An 18,826-nucleotide genomic window follows, 5' to 3' on the forward strand; every position below is an offset into this window, starting at 1 on the left:
GCAAGCCCGCTCCCACAGTGGGGATGTGTTGTGGCTTAGAAGTCGACCCTTATGCCAATCGTGCCTTTGCGCCCATTCAGCTGATTACTGTCCAGATTGCTGTTGTACCCCACCTCGCCATACACACTGACCGTGCTCGATACCTGCAGCGTTGCCCCGGTGCTGACGTCCAGCGTGGTGGACTTCTGTTCGGTGTTGATGTCCGTGCTGTCATTGAACGTGACGGTGTTATTCCCGGCGCTGGCGTGCCACACGTTGGTACGCACGTAAGGCTGCAGGGGCATGCCGCTCACGCTGTAGCTGCCCTTGAGGCGGACACCGAGACGAGTGACGACGTTAGTGTCGGCGTGGAATGAGACATCCGAGATTCCGTCGTTCTGGCTGTCCACATAGCTTCGATCGACAATCACCTGGGCCTGCGGCTCAACCTCCCACTGTTCAGACACCGCAAACGGCATTCCCACCTCCACAGACCCCAGCACGTTGTGGCCCTTGGTTGGGAGTTTGACGCCCCGGTCGGATTCACTGTGGCCATCGAACCGCGTGCCCATCAGCACGACATCGATATAGGCGCAGTTGGCGCCGATGAGCGTCCAATACGCGCCCAGGCTGTCACCGCGCAGGGTGGTGTTGCCGGCGTCCTTGCCCTGAAAACCGCCATTGAAGCCCGCCACATTGCCGGTCAGGCGGCTGTGGCCGACAAAGAAGCCGAAGCGTTGGGTCAGGCCAGCGTCGTTGGTCCAGGCATACAGGTCAGTGCCAACCTGGACACCGGACAGGGAGCTGTCCAGCGACGGGCTGACGGTGCCGGCGAATGATTGCCGCGTGCTGCTGCCATACACCCGGCCCCAACCGGCCGCTAGTGCACCAGGTTGGCGTTGCAGGCTTTGGTCGCCCATGCGTTCGTGGTAGGTGCCCAGCATGCCCTGGACCATCTGCTGCACGGCGGGAAACAACACGGCATACACCGGGACTTCCGGGCGATAGATGGGTATGGGTTCTTCTCCCGGGAAAATCCCCGGGAGGTCCGGCGTGCCGTCGGCGGGGACGGGGGGGAGAATGCCCACTGGGTCGTCAGGATCCTCAGGGTTGGGCAGCGGCGGCGCCACCACCGAGGACCGCAGGAACCAGTTTTGCCCGGTGCCCGGCGTTACGCCTCCTTTGAACAGGTAGTACTCATAGGCGCCTGCGGAAACGGATCCACCGCGCAGGGTAAACGCCAGGTCGCTGCTCGTGGCACCGTTAAGCGCTTCAACCACCTGGATGCCGTTCTGCAGGGTCATGGCACCGGGGCCGGCAAGGTTGGTGACGGTGATGGTAGTGCCGCCTTGCAGCGTGCCCTGGCTGACTACCAGCTTGTCACTGGCCGAGCCGTCGGCGCCGAGTACCGATTGCAGCGCGAGTTCGCCACCATTGCCGGTGTAGTTGCCGTCGACCGTCAGGCTGTCGGTGGCGCTGGAGCTGCCGGTGGTCATGTCGATCAGGCCACCGTTGTTCAGGTTGGCTGGTTGCCCGGCCGTGAAGGGGCTGATGCTGCCCTGTGTTACCTGCAGGGCGGCGCTGCCAAAAATATTCAGGGTACCGGTGGCCGTAGCGCTGTCACCGAGCTTGAAGTCGCCGCCCAGGGTCAGGCGCGAATTGTTGTCCAGGTTGACGGTTTCCCAGTTGACATAGCGGGTTGGCGTGGCGGATCGGGTGTTGTCGAAGGTCAGGGTGTCGTTACCCAAACCACCATCCAGAAGCGGAGTGGAAGCCAGGGTGGTTTCGGTCAGGTTGAGCAGGAAACCCCTGTCAGCGCCATCACCCATGAGGATTTCCTTATGGATCAGACCGCCGCCTTCCCAAGTGAACTCATCGTTGCCAAAGCTGGCGAGGATCTGCCCACTTATTTCCCCTCCGCTGACTTTGATGATGTCGTCGCCGCCGCTGACGCTGATGTTGCCACCAACCGTTCCTCCGGAAACCAGGATGGTGTCGTTTCCGAAGCCAGTAACGAGGTTGCCGATGATCGCTCCACCCCGCAGGTCAAACAGGTTGTTGTCGAGCTTCATGTCGACCCGTCCGATGCTGCCACCGGTCATCAGCGCTACATCTCCATCTTCAAAGGCGCCGACAATCCTGCCACTGCTCATGGTGAACTCGTCACGGCCGTCGCCCTGAGCCAGTGAGGCGACGGTGCCACCGCTCTGGAAGTACTGGTCTACCCCGTCACCCTGGGAGATTGCACCGGAGCTGCCGCCGCTGATTTGCGCAATATCACCGCCCGCGCCTTGAGTCACCGTGCCGGAGATATTGCCATTGAACAGTTGGAAAATATTTCTTCCGTCACCTTGATTGATCGCACCGTTGATCGCGCCGGAATCCATCGTGACCCGATCATCTCCCGCGCCATAAGTCACGTTGCCGACGATGATGCCGGTGCCGCCGACGGGGAACTCAAGGATGTTGCTTCCTTGTAAATCCGTCAGCGCGCCAGCACTGCCATCGCTGCACAGGGTGGTGTCGTTGCCTGCGGTTATGACCAACGTACAGGCGGCCTGCGCGGGGAGAGGCCAATTGAGCAACAGCGTCGTCACGCTGCAGACGCTCAGATACGTCACTGATGAAAACCGCGTGCTCATGATTCGCCCTCCCTGCAAGCCGGTGTTCCAAGCTAGCCACACAGAGAGAGCGTTCGCTACTGTCAGAAGTTACAGGTATAGACGAGTGGGTGCGCCTACAAAAATACAATCTCATAGGGCTCGCGCATGCGCTCCAGCAGCACCTGCGCCAGGATCGGCGCCAGGCCGATTTCCGGGTCGCCTGCCAGTTGGCTGGCATAGGCGTGGGCGGCGTGCAGCTTGCGGGCGACGCTCCAGGTGTCGAGCCGCACCTTGCGCGCGCGCTGCCAGGGGATGGCGGCGGTTTCCCGAAGCGGCCAGTGCCACGCCCAGATCGGCAGTTCGTGCAAGCGCACGCCCTTGACTGCGCAGGCTTTGGCAGCGGCACGGCCGACGGCGTCGTGGTCGTCATTGCCGTCGTTGCGCCAGGTGGTGAACACCACGTCGCCGGGTTGCAGGTAGCGCGCAATGAACTGGCTCATTTGCTGTTCCCGCGCGGCCAGGGCGTTGTCGGCGAAACCGCCGCGGATCCATTTCAGGCTGTGCAGGGGCACGCCCAGGCGGCGCAGGGCTTCGACACTTTCCTGGGGCCGCACCACGCTCAAGCGTTTGGCCGGCCACACGGCAGACCCCGGATGGCTGGCGCTGCCGTCGGTGATGGAGATCAGTTGCAGGGAGTATTCAAGGGTGCTGAGCAATTGCAGCAGACCGCCGCAGGCGATCACTTCGTCGCCGGGATGCGGGGCGATGATCACCACGCGGGCGCCCTTGGGCACCAGGGTTGCGGGGTTGATGGCAGGGATTTGCGCGAGTTGCGGGGCGCTGTTCCAGATTTGCGCGGGGCCCCGGCGGTTGTCACTTAACAGTGCAGGCTTCATGGGTGTCACGTCCTTGTTTATCGGTGGTGCAGGCCGTACCCCGTTGACGGGACGGCTCTTGTGGTACGCGAGCGTCAGGTACTGCACGCTCGCGGCGCGACGGCGTTCCAACCCTGGATTGCCGTGCAAGGAATAGTGATGATAGTTATGAATCGCCGCTTTAACACCGCCGGGTGTCGCAATTTTTTCAGGAGGCCTGCATCAGGCTCTTCAGGTAATCACCGAAGCCGCCCTGGGCGCGACAATCCAGGCGGGCACTGGTAATCACCTGGGGCGAGTGGCTCCAGGCAATGGAAGCCCCGCAGCGCTCCAACTGGCGCACCAGCTCCACGTCTTCATGGCAGGGCAGGGGCTCGAAACCGCCGGCCCGCACGTAGGCGCCGGCACTGACGCCCAGGTTGGCGCCGTGGATATGCCGATGCCCGTCCCGGGCGGTGTAGGCCTGGTGATAGCGGATCTGCGCCGCCGGGTCGAAGCCCTCGCTCCAGGCGTCCACCGTCACCGTGCCGCACACCGCATCCACGCCCAGGGCCAGTTGCGCCACCAGCCAATCGGGAGCGACGCGGCTGTCGGCGTCGGTGCAGGAAATCCACCGCGCGCCGTTGTTAAGCAGGTGCCGCGCACCCACACCGCGCACGTGGCCCACGTTTCGCGCCTGCACTTCCAGGCTGTGCACCTGGTATTCGCGGGCGATCATGGCGCTGCGGTCGCTGCAGCTGTCGAGCACTGTCAGAATCTGCACCTCTTCACCCAGCAGGCCCGGATGACTGGCGGCGACCATCGCAGCTTTCAGGCATTCGGGCAGCAGTTTTTCTTCGTTATGCACGGGTATCAGGATGCCGATCATCGCAGTCCCTCCAGGGTCGCAACCGTGGTGCCGTCGCGGCTCCACAAATCCAGTAGAAAATCGCTTTCGTGATGCTGCGCCAGATGTGGCATGCCCAGGCGCTGGCCGAGGCGCGCATGCACCTGTTCGGCGGTCTGCGGGCAGCCTTCGATGATCGGGCGCCAGTGGCAGGCGAGGATTTGTCCATCAGGCGTCAGGGAGGCGAGGGCGCGATCGATCAGCCCATCGAAATCCTTCGGGTCCAGGTAGTAGCAAAGCTCGCTGAGCACGATCAGCTCGAAGGTTTCGCTGGGCCATTGCTGCGGCAGGCGGCTCTGCTGCACGGTGGCATGGCTGAAACCCCGCAGCCGCGCCTGTGCCAGGCTGACCGCCGCTTGCGCCGTGTCACAGCAGAGCAGGCGGTCACAGCGCGGGGCCAGCTCGAAGCTCAGTTCGCCGTTGGCGCAGCCGGGTTCAAAGATCGAGGCATAGCGCGGCCGGGTCAGCAGCGCCAGGGTCAGGGCCCGCTTGCGCTGTTCATACCAGCGTTGCCGAAAGGCCCAAGGGTCGTCGTTGCCGGCAAACAGCTCGTCGAAATAGGGCGTGGCGACACTCATACGAACACCACTTCAAAAGGTTGCAGCAGGCGCTCCAGCACATAGGGCGCGAGCACCGGTGGCAGGCCGATCTGCGGGTCGCCTTCCAACTGGCTGGCGAAGGCATGGATGGCGTGCCGTTTACGGGCCACGGCTTCAGGTGTCAGGAGAATTTTTCGAGCGCGATCCCAGGGCACCTGGCTGTCTTCCGGGGTTGCCCAATGCCAGGTCCACACGGGCAGCTCGAGCAAGGTTGCGCCCACCGCCCGGGTCGCCTTGGCACTGGCACGGCCCACGGCCTCGTGGTCGCAATGGCCGTCTTCGCGCCAGGTGGTGAAGACTACGTCGCCGGGCTTGAGGTAACGCTCGATAAAGCGGCTCAGGTCTTCTTCACCTGCGGCGACCTGGCTGTCGCTGAACCCGGCCCGCAACCATTTCAGGCTGTGCAACGGCAATCCCAGCCGGTGCAGGGCCTGCGCCGACTCTTGCGGCCGCACCACGCTCAGGCGTTCCACCGGCCAGCGGCGCGAGCCGGGATGACTGGCGCTGCCGTCTGTGACGGAGATCAGCAGGATAGGGCGATCCAGCGCGGCAAGGCCTTGCAACAGGCCGCCGCAGCCAAGGACTTCGTCATCCGGATGTGGCGCGATGATCACGGCGCGGCTGCCTTCAGGCACCAGTTCGGCAATGTCTACGCAAGGCAGCTCGGCCAGTCGCGACGAGCTTTGCCACAAATGCAAGGGCGTGCCCTGGCCGACGATTGGATTGATCTTCATAGTTCCCATCTCCCTGGGCGCTCATCGGCGACTTGTTGACCAAGGGCGGCCAGGTCGCGCTCGGCGTGACTTTGCCGCAGGTACACCGGCAAGTCGGCCATCAACTGGGCAAAATGCGGGTCCTTGCAATACGGCCCGGCGCCCAGTGCTCGGCCGACATGGTGAATCACCTGGTCGACGGTTTCTTCGATACAGGCCCGTGCCTGTTGTGCCAACAGCCGGGCATCTGCCTTGGGCTGCCGGTCGATATGGGTGGCGCTGTCGCGCAGCACACAGGCCGCGCTGTGCAAGGCACTGTCGACGCTGCCAAGGTGCGCCAGGGCGTGGGGCTCCGGGCGTTTTGCGCACTGCTCGCGCAAGGCCTCCGCCAAGCGTTGTGCCGCGCCGTACCAGCAGGCGGCGATGCCGATGCCGCCTTGCCAGAAGCCTGGGCGCGCCAAATAGTCCCCAGGCTTGCCGATGGCCAGGCCAACGGTGTCCTGGAAAAGCACTTCAACACTGCCCGTAGCGGCCATGCCCACGGCCGCCCAGCCCTCATCGGTGACGGTTACGCCGGGCTGGTGCATTTGCACTGCAACCAGTTGCTGGCGATCCTCTTCATCCCACGCCGTGAGCAACCCGTGGCTGACCACCGCCGCGCCCGAGCACCAGGCCTTGCGGCCCTCCAGCCGCACACGTTGGCCGTCACGCCGGATCCGCACCTTGGCGGTGGGCGGCTCGGCCGCCCACATGCCCCACGTGCTGCCAACCGGCGGCAAGGGGCTGTCGAGTTCAGCGATGATCGCCAGGGCGTCCGTGTGGCCCTCGAACAACTTGCACAACCGCAGGTCATGGCCGGCGACTTGCGCCAGCCGGCTGAAGCGTTCCAACGTTTGCCCGCTGCCCGGCAAGGGCAACTGGTCCAGGCCTTCCTCCACCAAAGCCCTCAGCGCAGCGCCAAGGGCCTGGGTGTCCGGGTAATCCCGGTAGCCGCGAAGAAACTCATGCAAGGCCATGTCACACCTCGTCCTCATGCTGCAATTCAAACAGCAGCAGCGAACGCCCGGTGACCGCGTATTCGTGATCGAAATCGAAGCGTTCCTGGCCACGCACTGCCGGCTGGTTGGTGTCGAGCATGCAGGTCCAGAAGCCGCCATCCGGCACCGGTGGCAGGCGGAAATTGACCATGTCGTGGTGGGCATTGACCACCAGCAACAACGTGGCATCGGCCCCCGGGCGGCGAATCCCGGTTTCCTGGGCGCGGCCATCCATCAGCATGCCCAGGCAACGGCCATGGCTGTCCTGCCATTGCTCGATGGTCATTTCATCGCCGCTCGGCGCGAGCCAGGTGACGTCCTTGACCCCGATATCTTCGTTGTAGTCGCCCACCAGGAAGCGCCCGCGACGCAGGATCGGGTACGCCAGGCGCAACTTGATCAGGCGCTTGACGAACTTGAGCAGGGCCTTCCCGTCTTCATCCAGTTCCCAATTGATCCAGCCGATCTCGCTGTCCTGGCAGTAGGCGTTGTTGTTGCCGTGCTGGGTCCGGGCGAACTCGTCACCGGCCACCAGCATTGGCGTGCCCTGGGCCAGCAGCAGGGTGGCGAAGAAATTGCGCATCTGGCGCAGGCGCAGCGCGTTGATTTCCGGGTCGTCGGTAGGGCCTTCGACACCGTGGTTCCACGACAGGTTGTTGTTGCTGCCGTCCTGGTTGTTCTCGTCGTTGGCTTCGTTGTGTTTGTCGTTGTAGGACACAAGGTCGTGCAGGGTGAAACCGTCGTGGGCGGTGATGAAGTTCACCGAGCTGTACGGCCGGCGGCCGCGCTGGTTGAACATCTCGCCCGAGGCGGTCATGCGTCCGGCGAAGTCGGCCAGTTGGCCGTCGTCACCTTTCCAGAACGAGCGCACGGTGTCGCGGAAACGGTCGTTCCATTCCACCCAGCCCGGCGGGAAACCGCCGACCTGATAGCCGCCGGGTCCACAGTCCCAAGGCTCGGCAATCATTTTCACCTGGCGCAGCACCGGGTCCTGGCGGCAGGCCACGAGGAAGCTGTGGCGCTCGTCGAAACCGTCGCGGTAGCGGCCAAGGATGGTCGCCAGGTCGAAGCGGAAACCGTCGACATGCATCTCGGTCGCCCAGTAGCGCAACGAGTCGGTGACCATTTGCAGCACGCACGGGTGGCTCAGGTCGAGGGTGTTGCCGGTGCCGGAATCGTTGATGTAGAAGCGCTTGTCATCGGGCATCAGGCGATAGTACGAGGCGTTGTCGATGCCGCGCATGGACAGCGTCGGGCCTTGCTCGTTGCCTTCGGCGGTGTGGTTGTAGACCACGTCCAGGATCACTTCCAGCTTGGCTTCGTGCAGGTGCGCGACCATTTCCTTGAACTCGGCGATCTTGCCGCTGGCCAGGTAGCGCGGGTCCGGGGCGAAGAAGGCGATGCTGTTGTAGCCCCAGTAGTTGGTCATGCCTTTTTGCAGCAGGTGCTGGTCGTTGACGAAGGCGTGCACCGGCAGCAACTCGACCGATGACACACCCAACTGGCGAATGTGCTTGAGCACATCGTCGACCATCAGCCCGGCGCAGGTGCCGCGCACTTCCTCAGGCACCGAAGGGTGGCGCATGGTGATGCCGCGCAGGTGGGTTTCATAAATGATCGTGCGATCCCACGGCGTGCGCACTGGCTGGTCGTTGCCCCAGGTGTGGGCCGGGTCGATGACTTTGCACTTGGGCACGAAGGGCGCGCTGTCGCGTTCGTCGAAACTGAGGTCGGCGTCCGGATGGCCGATGGTGTAGCCAAACAGGGCCTCGGACCATTTGAGCTCGCCCACCAGCTGTTTGGCGTAGGGGTCGATCAGCAATTTGTTGTGGTTGAAGCGATGACCGTTGGCCGGGTCATAGGGACCGTACACGCGGTAGCCGTAGATCAGCCCGGGGTGGGCGTCGGGCAGGTAGCCGTGGAAGGTTTCGTCGGTGTATTCCGGCAGTTCGATGCGCTCCAGCTCGACTTCGCCGCTGTCGTCGAAGATGCACAGTTCGACTTTGGTGGCGTTGGCCGAGAACAGCGCAAAGTTGACCCCCAGACCGTCCCAGGTCGCGCCGAGAGGGAAGGGCAAACCTTCACGAATCCGCGACGGCTCGTTTTCCGGCGTCGAGTTGGGCTTGTTGGGTTTGCTCATTGAGATGCTCCTGCAAAAGGGTTTTTCCGGGCCGAACGGGGCCATTCCGGCGTGATGCCGGGTAGATATCGGTAGTTGGATAGCCTCCTGCGGTGCGGGCGCACCTGCAGGAGGATCTTTGGGTCAGGGTGCCTTGGGCTTCTTCGCAGCAGGCTTCTTCGCCGCCGGCACTGCGCTTGGCTTGGCTGCCGGTTTGGGCGCTGCCGCTGCGGGCTTGGCTTTTGGCTTGGCCTTGGCGGCGGCCTTCGGTGCCTTGGATGGCGTCAGCGCTTCGGCTTCCGCCAGTTTGCGCGCCATTTCCCAGTGTCGTGCGTCCTCGCCATGGGGTTTACCTTCAGATTCCCAGATCTGATGTGCCAGTTCGCGGATGCGTTTGTCTTCAGTACTCATCGCAATGCTCCTCACAGAAAATTTCAGCTTTCTTGATCATCAGGATTGATAAAGACATTGACCGGGAAATCCCCCAGGGCAGCGCTGATCATGAGCTCCTTGTTTGGTGTGACTGCGCCTGTTCGGAAAAGTCCCTTCCAATTTTGTGTTGGAGCGGCGAACGGTAATCGGACCCGAGTATCGCCCCAAATCTGCGCGTTGATCAGGGGATACACACCGTTTTCAAGCAGCCGGTGAGGCCAGCGTGGCACCACCACCAGCAGCTGTTTGCCCTGGTATTCGCGGTAGAAAGCGACCACCCGCTCGGCGTGTTCGCCCACCACTTCCAGAGGCTCGTACGTGCCCTGGCGAAACAGTTGCGGATGCGCCTTGCGCAACCCCAGGACCAGGCTGATCAACGCCTGTTTTATACGCCCGTCATGCCAGTTGAACATCAGCTCGCCGATGTCCGGCGGCGTGTGCAGCCCCTGTTGCCGTGCGGGGTAGTCCACCGGGCGGCGGTTGTCAGGGTCTACCAATGTGAAGTCCCAGAACTCATCGCCCTGGTACAGGTCCGGCACGCCCGGCACGGTGAGGCGAAGCAAGGATTGCGCCAGCCCGTTGAGCGCGCCGGCCGGGGCGATGGCCTGGGCGGCCTCGCCGATGGCATCGCGCAGGGTCTTGCCGGCGTCCTCCAGCAGCAGCCGTGACAGGAACGCTTCGACACCTTGCTCGTACAACTCGTTGGGTGCGCTCCAGCTGCTGTTGAGCTTGGCTTCACGCAGGGCTTTCTGCTGCCATTGCCACAGGCGCTGGTGATAGTCCGCCAGGCCCTCGGTATCGTCGCGGTGCAGGTCCAGCGGCCAACTGCCCAGCAGCACCTGATAGAGGATCAGTTCGTCACCCGCGGACGGCGTGTTGGCATCGCTGCGCAGGCGGGCGGCGAGGGGGCGCCATTGCTCCACCTGCTCGGCATACCAGTCGGCGGCCTCGCTGAGCACGGCCAGGCGCGCACGGGTGTCTTCGCCGCGCTTGTGGTCGTGGGTGGCGGTGGCCAGCAGGTTGTCGGGGAAGGTGCGCAGTCGTTGCTGATTGACCGCGTGGAAGTCTTCCAGCGGGGCGCTGAATTGTTCGGTGCTGAAACCCACGTCATTGCGCGACAACAACACACCCGAGCGGTAGAACGCAGTGTCTTCCACGGCTTTGGCCGCCGCCGGCGAGGTCAGTTGCTGGAAGCGTACGCAGGCGTGCTTGAGCATCTTGCGTTTGCGGCCCAGGGGGCGGTCGCGCCAGGGTTGGCCGCCGAGCCATTTTTCCAGGTAGTCGAGCACCGGCCAGTCGCCTTCGCTCAAGGTGCTGCGGGCACCGGCCAGGGCTTGCAGGAAAAACACGTCATCCAGTTCGCTGCGGCCCCGGGCGCTGATGTAGGTGCGGTACACCGGGAAATGCACGATCAATTCCTGCAACGCGCGGCGAATTGCACCCAGGGTCAGGTCGCGGCTCATCACATCGTCCCGGGCCACTTGCAGCAGGGCCTGGGCCACACTTTCAAAATCCCCGGCCAGGGAACCGTTGAGGATCTGCTGCCGGGCCAGCCAGGCTTCTTCGATAAATGAACACGGGCGTTCGGTGTGGCGGGTCCATAACTCGGCCAGGGGTTCGAAGCCCTTCGGGTCATGTTGCAGCAATGACAGCTGGTTCATGAATTCGTAGCCGGTGGTGCCGTCCACGCGCCAGTCTTCACGCAAGGTTTCGCCTTCGCCGAGGATCTTCTCGACGAAGATCGGCAAGTGCCGCCCACTCGCCAGCGAGTCCACCCGGCGGCGCAGCTTGCGGCAGTAACCGCGCGGGTCGGCGAGGCCGTCGATGTGGTCGATGCGCAGGCCGTCGATCAGGCCTTCGCTGATCAGCTGGAAGATCTTGCCGTGGGTCGCTTCGAACACCGCGCTGCGTTCAACCCGCAGGCCGCCCAGCTCGTTGACGTCGAAGAACCGCCGCCAGTTGATATCGTCCGCTGCCGTGCGCCAGCTGGCCAGGCGATAGCTTTGTTGTTCCAGCAGGTGGTGCAGGCGGGCGAAACCTTCGGGCTGGCGGGCGTCGTAGAGGTCGAGGTTCGCTTCGATGGCCTTCAGGGTTTCGGGATCGCGGGCGGCCTCGATCAGTTCCTGTTTCAGCGCGGCGGCCTGGGGATAGGCGTCCGGCTGGTAGGCCAGGCTGCTGAAGCGATCGGCCAGTGACTTGACGGGCACCAGCTCGCCGTATTCCCGCGGGCAGATCGGGAAGCGATGTTCGTAATGCTCGACGTAGAAGCTGCCGTGCTGCGGGTCGAAGCGCAGCGGCAGGGCACCCGACTGCAGGGCTTCGCCGTAGTCGCTGCCAAGGAACGGCATCAGCAGTTGGCCCTTGAGCAGCGGGTCTGGCGAGTGCCATTGAATGTCGAAGAATTCGCTGTAGGGACTCAGGCGACCCCATTCCAGCAAGTCCAGCCACCACAGATTATCGGCACCGCCGACGGCCATGTGGTTGGACACGATATCGAGGATCAGCCCCATGTCATGTTCGCGCAACGCCGCAACCAATCGCCGCAGCGCCGGTTCGCCGCCCAGCTCGGGATTGACGGTGGTGGGATCGACCACGTCATAGCCGTGCATCGAACCGGCGCGGGCGCTCAGCAATGGCGAGGCGTAGAGGTGGCTGATGCCCAGCTCGGCGAAGTACGGCACCAGCGGCACGGCGTCGTCGAGGGTGAAGCCCTTATGAAATTGCAGGCGCTGGGTAGCCCGAAGCGTCAATGCTTTCATCGGTCACGCTCTTGGGCCTGGATGCGCGCCACGGCCAGCAGCTCAAGGCGGCGGGCGGCATTGTCATCATCGAGCAGGGTGGCGGCATCGCCCGGCAGGCGGCGGCGCCAGTTCGGGTGGGTGTCGGTGGTGCCGGGCAGGTTGGATTGTTCCTCGACCCCCAGGGCGTCCTCCAGCGGCAACAATACCAAGGGTGCGCGGGTGTGGCCCAGGTAGCGCACGCTGGCGTCGATGACGTGGTCGGTTTCGTTGCGCACTTCGTCGATGAAGTTCTGCGGGTCCTGGCTCAAGGCCTGGCGCAGCGCCTGGCGTTCCCGCAGGCGGTGTTCGCTCCATTGCTCGACGGTGGGTGCATCGATCAGGCCCAGCTGGACATTCCAGTCGATATCGCGGCTGTGCCACCAACCGTTGAGGGTCGGCAGGTCGTGGGTGCTGGTGGTGGCCAGCGCGTTGTCCGGCCAATCGAGGATCGGCTTGAACTGGCCGCCGTGGTCTTGTTCGAACAGCAGCACGCGCATCCCAAGGATTGAGCGCGCGATGAGTTTTTCCCGCAGGCCGTCGGGTACGGTGCCGAGGTCTTCACCGAGGACGATCGCCTGGTGGCGGCTCGACTCCAGGGCCAACAGCCGCAGCAGGTCATCCACCGGGTAATACAGGTAGGCGCCGTCCCGTGGCGAGGCGTCCATCGGGATCACCCACAGGCGTTGCAGGCCCATCACATGGTCGATGCGCAAGCCGCCGGCGTGGGCGAAGTTGGCCCGCAGCATTTCGATAAACGCGCGAAAGCCGTTGCGCTTGAGGCCTTCGGGGGAAAACGCGGAAATACCCCAGCCCTGGCCGGCACGGTTGAGGATGTCAGGTGGCGCACCCACGGTCAGTTCCGCCAACAGTTCATCCTGGCGGCTCCAGGCCTGGCTGCCGCCGCCGTCGGCGCCCACTGCGAGGTCGGCGATCAGGCCGACACCCATGCCGCTGCCGCGCGCCGCTTGTTGCGCGCGTTCCAGGCACCGAGCAATCAGCCATTGGCTGAAGGCGTAGAAGCCGATTTCGTCCCGATTGGCTTCGGCAAACTGCAACAGGGCCGGGCTTTGCGGGCTGTGCCAGTCCTCTGGCCAGTGGCGCCAGTCGAGGCTCTCGCCGTTGGCCGCGCGTTCGGCTTGTACGGCTTCGAAGCGGCAGTGGTTTTCCAGGGCTTCACCGCCAGCCTGGCGGAAGCTCAGGAAGTCGGCATGTTGCGGGTGGTCGCCCTGGCGGAAGTCGTCATACAGGGTGCGCAACAGGCGCTGCTTGGCTTTGGCCGCGGCCGGCCAGTCGATCAGGCTTTGTTGCTCAAGGTCATTCAATTCGTCGGCCAGCCCGCTGGCTTCGATGGCAGTTTGCACCGCACGTTCGCCGAGGATGCAGCCGGGGGACGCGTACAAACTGTTGAGGAACAGGCGGCTGGACGGGGAATAGGGGCTGAAGCGCTCGGTGTCGGCGCTGAACATCGCGTGCATCGGGCTGATGGCCAGGGCGTCGGCGCCGCGTTCGGCGGCGGCGCGGGCCAGTTGTTCCAGGGCCTGGGTATCGCCAAAGCCGCCGTCGCCGCTGCGGCGCAGGGAATACAACTGGGCGCTCAGGCCCCAGGCGCGGGCGGTCTGGGTGTCGACCGCTTCTGCAACGGTGTAGCAATGCGTCGGCGCCACGGCCAGGGTGAAATGCTGGTCGGCAATATGCACTTGTTGGTAGCCGACCGGAATCGAGCCGGGCAACACCGCGTTCTCGTCCAGGCTCAGGTCCAGCACGCTGGAATCTTCGAGGTGAATCTGGCACGGCGTACCGGGAGCGAAGTAGCGCGCCAGGTCCAGGCCGGCGCCGCTGTCGACGGTCATCAGGGGCGGCAGGTGCTTGTCTTGTTGCACGCGTTCGAGGTCCAGCAGGCTGGCTTCGATCTCGGCGTCGCTGTCGGCCGGGTGGCCCAGGCCTTTGAGCACGGCGCGCAGGGCGTCGGGCTTTACATGTTGCGGGCGGCCATTCGCGTCGATCCAATCGACGGCCAGGCCCGCTCGGCTGGCGAGTATTTCCAATTGCGCGTCGCTCAAGGGTGCTCTCCAACAGGGGAATGGGTGAGGCTGACGCGGGCGCTGAGGGGAGCCAATTGTTCGGCCCCGCTGGCCTGCGTCACAAATAGGAGGTGCTCGGCAGCCGGGTAGTTCAGAGAATCGGCGCTCAGGTTGAGGTCGATCTGCAACAGGCTGCCATTGCCCAGGCGCCAGCGCGCCGTGACCGCGCCCTCCGCCAGCACGTGCGCACCCAGGGCCATGCTGCCGGGCAGGTGCGGCACGATATGTTGGTGGCGCAGGCTCAACAGGTGCCGGTAGAGCTGCGAGTCGCCGCAGTCGGCGAGGGCGGGTGCCGAGCGGCGGAAGGTCTGCAGGGAGTTGGGGTCGGGAATGCGTTCGCGGCGTTCGGGGTCGCTGAACGCGGCAAAGTCGGCAAACTCGTTGCGCCGGCCTTCACGTACCGCCTCGGCCAGTTCGCCGTGATGGTCGGTGAAGAACAGGAACGGCTCCTCGGCGTTGACTTCATCGCCCATGAACATCAGCGGGATCATCGGCGACATCAGCAGCAAGGTCGTCGCGGCGCTCAGGGCCTGGGGCGAACACAGTTGATGCAGGCGTTCGCCCAGGGCGCGGTTGCCGATCTGGTCGTGGTTCTGCAGGAACAGCACAAAGGCGCTGGGCGGCAGGTGCCCGCTGGGCTCGCCGCGCGCGTGGCCGTGGCGCGTGGTGTGGCCCTGGTAGATAAATCCTTCGCTCAGGCAGCGCGCCAGTTTTCCCGTGGGGTCCTGGGCGAAATCGCTGTAGTAGGCGTCGGTTTCGCCGGTGAGCAGCACGTGCAGGGCGTTGTGGCCGTCATCGTTCCACTGGGCGTCGAAACCGCTTTCCAGCAGGCTGGCCTGGTTGAATTCGTTTTCCAGCACCAGCCACACATGCCGCCCCGTGTCGACTTGCTGGCGTACTTTTTGCGCCAGCTCCTGCAGAAATTCGGGATCGTTGATGGCGTGCACGGCGTCCAGGCGCAGGCCGTCGAAGCGGTATTCCAGCAGCCACATCAGGGCGTTGTCGATGAAGAAATCCCGGACCTCCCGGCGATCAAAGTCGATGCCCGCGCCCCAGGGCGTGTGCACGTCTTCGCGAAAGAAACCCTTGGCGTAGGTGCCGAGGTAGTTGCCGTCGGGGCCGAAGTGGTTGTAGACCACATCGAGGATTACCGCGAGGCCATAGTGGTGCGCACTGTCGATCAGCTGTTTGAGCTGCTCGGGCGAACCGTAGGAGGATTGGGGAGCGTAGGGCAGGACACCGTCGTAACCCCAGTTGCGTTCGCCGGGGAATTGCGCGATGGGCATCAGCTCAATGGCGGTGACCCCCAGTTCGGCGAGGCGCGGCAGTTGTTTCTCGACCTCGGCGTAGCCCCCCAGTACGCCCACGTGTATCTCGTAGATCACCGCTTCGTGCCACGGCCGGCCTTGCCAGTGGCTTTGGCGCCACTGATAGGCCAGGGGGTCGACCACCACGCTGAAGCCGTGAACGTCCGTGGCCTGTGCCCGGGAAGCCGGGTCGGGAACGTCCTGTTCGCCGTCGATGTTGTAGCGGTAGCGGGTGCCCGGCGGGCATTGCAGCTGCACCACAAACCAGCCATCGGCCTGGGGCAGCATCGCTACCGATTTTCCTTCCTCAAATTCAACGCTGACATAAAACGCGTCTGGCGCCCATAACGCGAAGCGGGTGTGTTCCGCATCCAGCATGATCGCGCCGTGGGGCCAGGTTTCCAGAGTCCGTGACGGCATCTATGAAGACCTCTTTTTACTGTTTCCCCGATCTTCCCAGCGCTTTCGCTACCAGTTGCTCATAAAGTTCGGCATAGGGTTCCACTGCCTGGCACCAGTTGAACGGTGCGGCCATAGCCCGGCAACGCATGGCGTTGAGCAAGCCTGGGAAGGCGAAGACCTTGAACGCGCGGCTCAGGGCCGCTTCGTAGCTTTCGACAGTGGATTCGTTGAACAGGAAGCCGGTGACGCCATCCTCGATGGTGTCGGCCAGGCCGCCGGTGTTGCGTGCAACCGGCAACGAGCCGAAGCGCTGGGCATACATCTGGCTCAGGCCGCAGGGTTCGTAACGGGATGGCATCAACAGGAAGTCGCTGCCGGCGAACATGCGGCGCGCGTCGGTCTCGTTGAAGCCGATGCGCACGCCGATCTGGCCGGGAAAGCGCAGGGCCAGGGCACGCATGGCTTGTTCTTCTTCCGGCTCGCCGCGACCGATGATCGCGATCTGGCCGCCATTTTCGACGATGAAACTGGCGACCGCCTCGGTCAGGTCCAGGCCTTTCTGGTAGACCAGGCGCGATACCACGGCGAACAGCGGGCCGGTGGAGTCGTGCAAGCCAAACAGGTTGCGCACATGGGCGGCGTTCAGGGCCTTGCCTTCCCAGTCACCAATGTTGAAAGGGTGGGTCAGGTGCGGGTCGGTGGACGACTCCCAGCTTTCATCAATGCCGTTGGGAATGCCGCTGAGCAAGCCTTGCTGGGTCTTGCTGGCGAGGAAGCCATCCAGACCGCAGCCAAATTCGGGGGTGGTGATTTCCTGGGCGTAGGTGGCGCTGACCGTGGTGATATGGCTGGAATACGCCATGCCGGCCTTGAGGAATGACAGCTTGCCGTAGAACTCCATGCCTTCTTGCTGCAAGGCGTGTTCGGGAATGCCCAGCTCCGGGCACGAGGCCAGGCTGACCACGCCCTGGTAGGCGAGGTTATGAATGGTGAACAGCGTTGGAGTGCGTGACCCACGCCAGTGCATATAGGCTGGCGCCAGGCCTGCTGGCCAGTCATGGGCGTGCACCAGGTCCGGGCACCAGTGGATCTGCGCCAGGTTGGCGGCAATATCGGCGGCGGCCAGGCCCAGGCGGGCGAAGCGGATATGGTTGTCGGGCCAGTCACGGCCGTTGTTGGCGCCGTAGGGCGTACCTTCGCGCTCGTAAAGCTCGGGGCAGATCAGCACGTAGATAACCAGGCCGTCCTTGAGGTCCATGCGCCCGATCTTGCACGGTGGCAGCGCGGCGTGGCCCCCCAGCTCACCGATGATATGAATAGGGTTGTCGCTGTCCAGCACCTGCGGGTAGCCGGGGATCAGCACGCGCACATCGTGCAGGTGCGCCATGGCGCGGGGCAGTGCGGCGGAAACGTCGCCCAGGCCGCCGGTTTTCACCAGGTCGGCCAGTTCGGAAGTGACAAACAGCACTTTTTTGCGATTGGGATTCACACGTGGGACCGGCCGCACCGTGTTGGGAAGGTCGGCCAATGAGGTCGGCCCGCCAACCGGCTGACTAAAACGCTCTCCCTGAGTATCTACAGCGGCACTGATCATAGTTCTCTCCCGAGTTCTGGTCGGCTGATGGCATATGGCAATCAGCGAAGGTTGACCGCGTCCTGCGGCCAGGCGCACAAGCGCTACACAGACTGGCAAGCCTTATGCCAGTTGTGCTGGAGTCTTAAATAGAGTGGATGGACGGGCGTTCGGTGGGAACCGTCAGCACTCGCCTTACCTTAAACCTGACCTGTGGCAGAGTTGGAAAGTTTCGATTTTTTGCGGGGTTTTTGTTTTGGATCGGACCCATCGGTCATGAGTCTAGGACAGATCCCAGAGCCTGTGGGGTCTGTGGGGTATTTTTGTAGGACAAATTTTTTTCATGAGCCCCGTAGCAGCTGTCGAGCCCCAGCGAGGCTGCGTCGGGCGCACTGCCGATCCTGAACCAGGGCGCGCCCGACGCAGCCTCGCTGGGGCTCGACAGCTGCTACAGGGGGGAGTGGGAGGTGAAATGTGTGCACTAGCTTAGTGCGCGAAGGGGCACTCCTTTGGCCCAGGCTTGGATGTCTTCGATCATTTGCTGGTAGAACTGGCGGTAGTTCTGCTCGCTGACGTACCCCACATGAGGGGTGGCCAATACGTTGGGCAACTGGCGGAATGGATGCCCGGCTGGCAGCGGCTCCTGGGCGTACACGTCCAGTGCTGCGCCCGCCAGCCGGCCATTGGCCAGGGCGTCAATCAAGGCGGCCTCATCGACAATCGGCCCGCGTGCCGTGTTCACCAAATGCGCCGTAGGTTTCATCCAGCCCAACGCTTCGGCGTCCACCAGCCCGCGGCTGCGGTCGCTGAGCACCAGGTGAATCGACAACACGTCCGCCTGTTCAAACAACTCGCGCTTGCTGACCCAGGTCACGCCGCTTTCGGCAGCGCGCTCTGGGGTAAGGTTTTCGCTCCAGGCAATCACGCGCATGCCGAAGGCCTGGCCAAATTTGGCGACCTTCTGGCCAATGCTGCCCAGTCCGAGAATCCCCAGGGTCTTGCCGTACAAATCGCCGCCCAGGCCCACTTGCCAACCCCCGGCGCGCAGGGAATTGGCTTCGGCCAGCAGGTTGCGGGTAGACGCCATGATCAGCGCCCAGGTCAGTTCCGGGGCCGCGTGCTTGTAACTGTCAGTGCCGCCTACCTGGATACCCAGGGCCTTGGCCGCAGGAATGTCGATGGCGGCGTTGCGCATGCCGCCGGTCACCAGCAACTTGAGCCTGGGCAAGCCTTGCAACAGAACCCGGTCGAAGGTGGTGCGTTCGCGCATCACGCAGATCACCTCGAACCCCTGCAAACGCTCTATCAACGTGGCGGTGTCCGCCGGGTAATCGTGGAGGAAGTGCACCTGGCCGACCGACGCCAGGACTGACCAGTCCACCACGCCACTGGCCACATTCTGCCAATCATCAATCACTGCGATCTGTACCGACATTCACG

13 protein-coding genes are annotated in these 18,826 nt (G+C 63.8%); all 13 read right to left on the minus strand.

Annotation, left to right across the window (positions count from 1 at the left end; genetic code table 11):
• Positions 1-35: 35 nt before the first annotated feature.
• The 13 genes from HX786_RS00415 to HX786_RS00475 all read right to left on the minus strand — a co-directional run bounded on the left by HX786_RS00415 (position 36) and on the right by HX786_RS00475 (position 18,821).
• Complete coding sequence (locus HX786_RS00415) at positions 36-2,621, minus strand: autotransporter outer membrane beta-barrel domain-containing protein (RefSeq protein ID WP_178911530.1); 2,586 nt, start codon at positions 2,619-2,621, stop codon at positions 36-38.
• Between the two features lie 95 nt (positions 2,622-2,716).
• Complete coding sequence (locus HX786_RS00420; protein WP_003207524.1) at positions 2,717-3,478, minus strand: PIG-L deacetylase family protein; 762 nt, start codon at positions 3,476-3,478, stop codon at positions 2,717-2,719.
• A gap of 187 nt (positions 3,479-3,665) precedes the next feature.
• Positions 3,666-4,325, minus strand: a complete 660-nt coding sequence (locus HX786_RS00425; RefSeq protein WP_003207526.1) for a glycosyltransferase family 2 protein — start codon at positions 4,323-4,325, stop codon at positions 3,666-3,668.
• Positions 4,322-4,921, minus strand: coding sequence for an SAM-dependent methyltransferase (locus HX786_RS00430; protein ID WP_177039914.1), 600 nt, complete (start codon positions 4,919-4,921; stop codon positions 4,322-4,324). The genes HX786_RS00425 and HX786_RS00430 overlap by 4 nt, the downstream gene beginning before the upstream one ends.
• Positions 4,918-5,676, minus strand: a complete 759-nt coding sequence (locus HX786_RS00435) for a PIG-L deacetylase family protein (protein WP_076013886.1) — start codon at positions 5,674-5,676, stop codon at positions 4,918-4,920. Before HX786_RS00435 ends, HX786_RS00430 begins: the two co-directional genes overlap by 4 nt.
• Positions 5,673-6,671 (minus strand): acyl-CoA dehydrogenase family protein, encoded by a 999-nt coding sequence (locus HX786_RS00440; protein ID WP_177035482.1) that lies wholly within the window; start codon positions 6,669-6,671, stop codon positions 5,673-5,675. The genes HX786_RS00435 and HX786_RS00440 overlap by 4 nt, the downstream gene beginning before the upstream one ends.
• A 1-nt stretch (position 6,672) precedes the next feature.
• Positions 6,673-8,832, minus strand: coding sequence for a glycogen debranching protein GlgX (gene glgX, locus HX786_RS00445; RefSeq protein ID WP_003207536.1), 2,160 nt, complete (start codon positions 8,830-8,832; stop codon positions 6,673-6,675).
• 123 nt (positions 8,833-8,955) lie between these two features.
• A complete protein-coding gene (locus HX786_RS00450) occupies positions 8,956-9,222 on the minus strand; it encodes a DUF2934 domain-containing protein (RefSeq protein WP_003207537.1) in 267 nt (88 codons plus the stop codon).
• A 23-nt stretch (positions 9,223-9,245) separates the two neighbouring features.
• Complete coding sequence (locus HX786_RS00455; RefSeq protein WP_178911531.1) at positions 9,246-12,002, minus strand: malto-oligosyltrehalose synthase; 2,757 nt, start codon at positions 12,000-12,002, stop codon at positions 9,246-9,248.
• Entirely contained in the window at positions 11,999-14,083 is a 2,085-nt protein-coding gene (malQ, locus tag HX786_RS00460) for a 4-alpha-glucanotransferase (RefSeq protein ID WP_178911532.1), read from the minus strand. The genes HX786_RS00455 and malQ overlap by 4 nt, the downstream gene beginning before the upstream one ends.
• Positions 14,080-15,831, minus strand: coding sequence for a malto-oligosyltrehalose trehalohydrolase (treZ, locus tag HX786_RS00465; protein WP_178911533.1), 1,752 nt, complete (start codon positions 15,829-15,831; stop codon positions 14,080-14,082). Before treZ ends, malQ begins: the two co-directional genes overlap by 4 nt.
• 16 nt (positions 15,832-15,847) lie before the next feature.
• Entirely contained in the window at positions 15,848-17,407 is a 1,560-nt protein-coding gene (gene glgA, locus HX786_RS00470; RefSeq protein WP_177020003.1) for a glycogen synthase GlgA, read from the minus strand.
• Positions 17,408-17,867: 460 nt separating this feature from the next.
• Entirely contained in the window at positions 17,868-18,821 is a 954-nt protein-coding gene (locus tag HX786_RS00475; protein ID WP_178911534.1) for a D-2-hydroxyacid dehydrogenase family protein, read from the minus strand.
• Positions 18,822-18,826: the final 5 nt, after the last annotated feature.

The sequence above is a fragment of the Pseudomonas sp. 21615526 genome (genome assembly GCF_013386245.1).
GTDB lineage: Bacteria > Pseudomonadota > Gammaproteobacteria > Pseudomonadales > Pseudomonadaceae > Aquipseudomonas.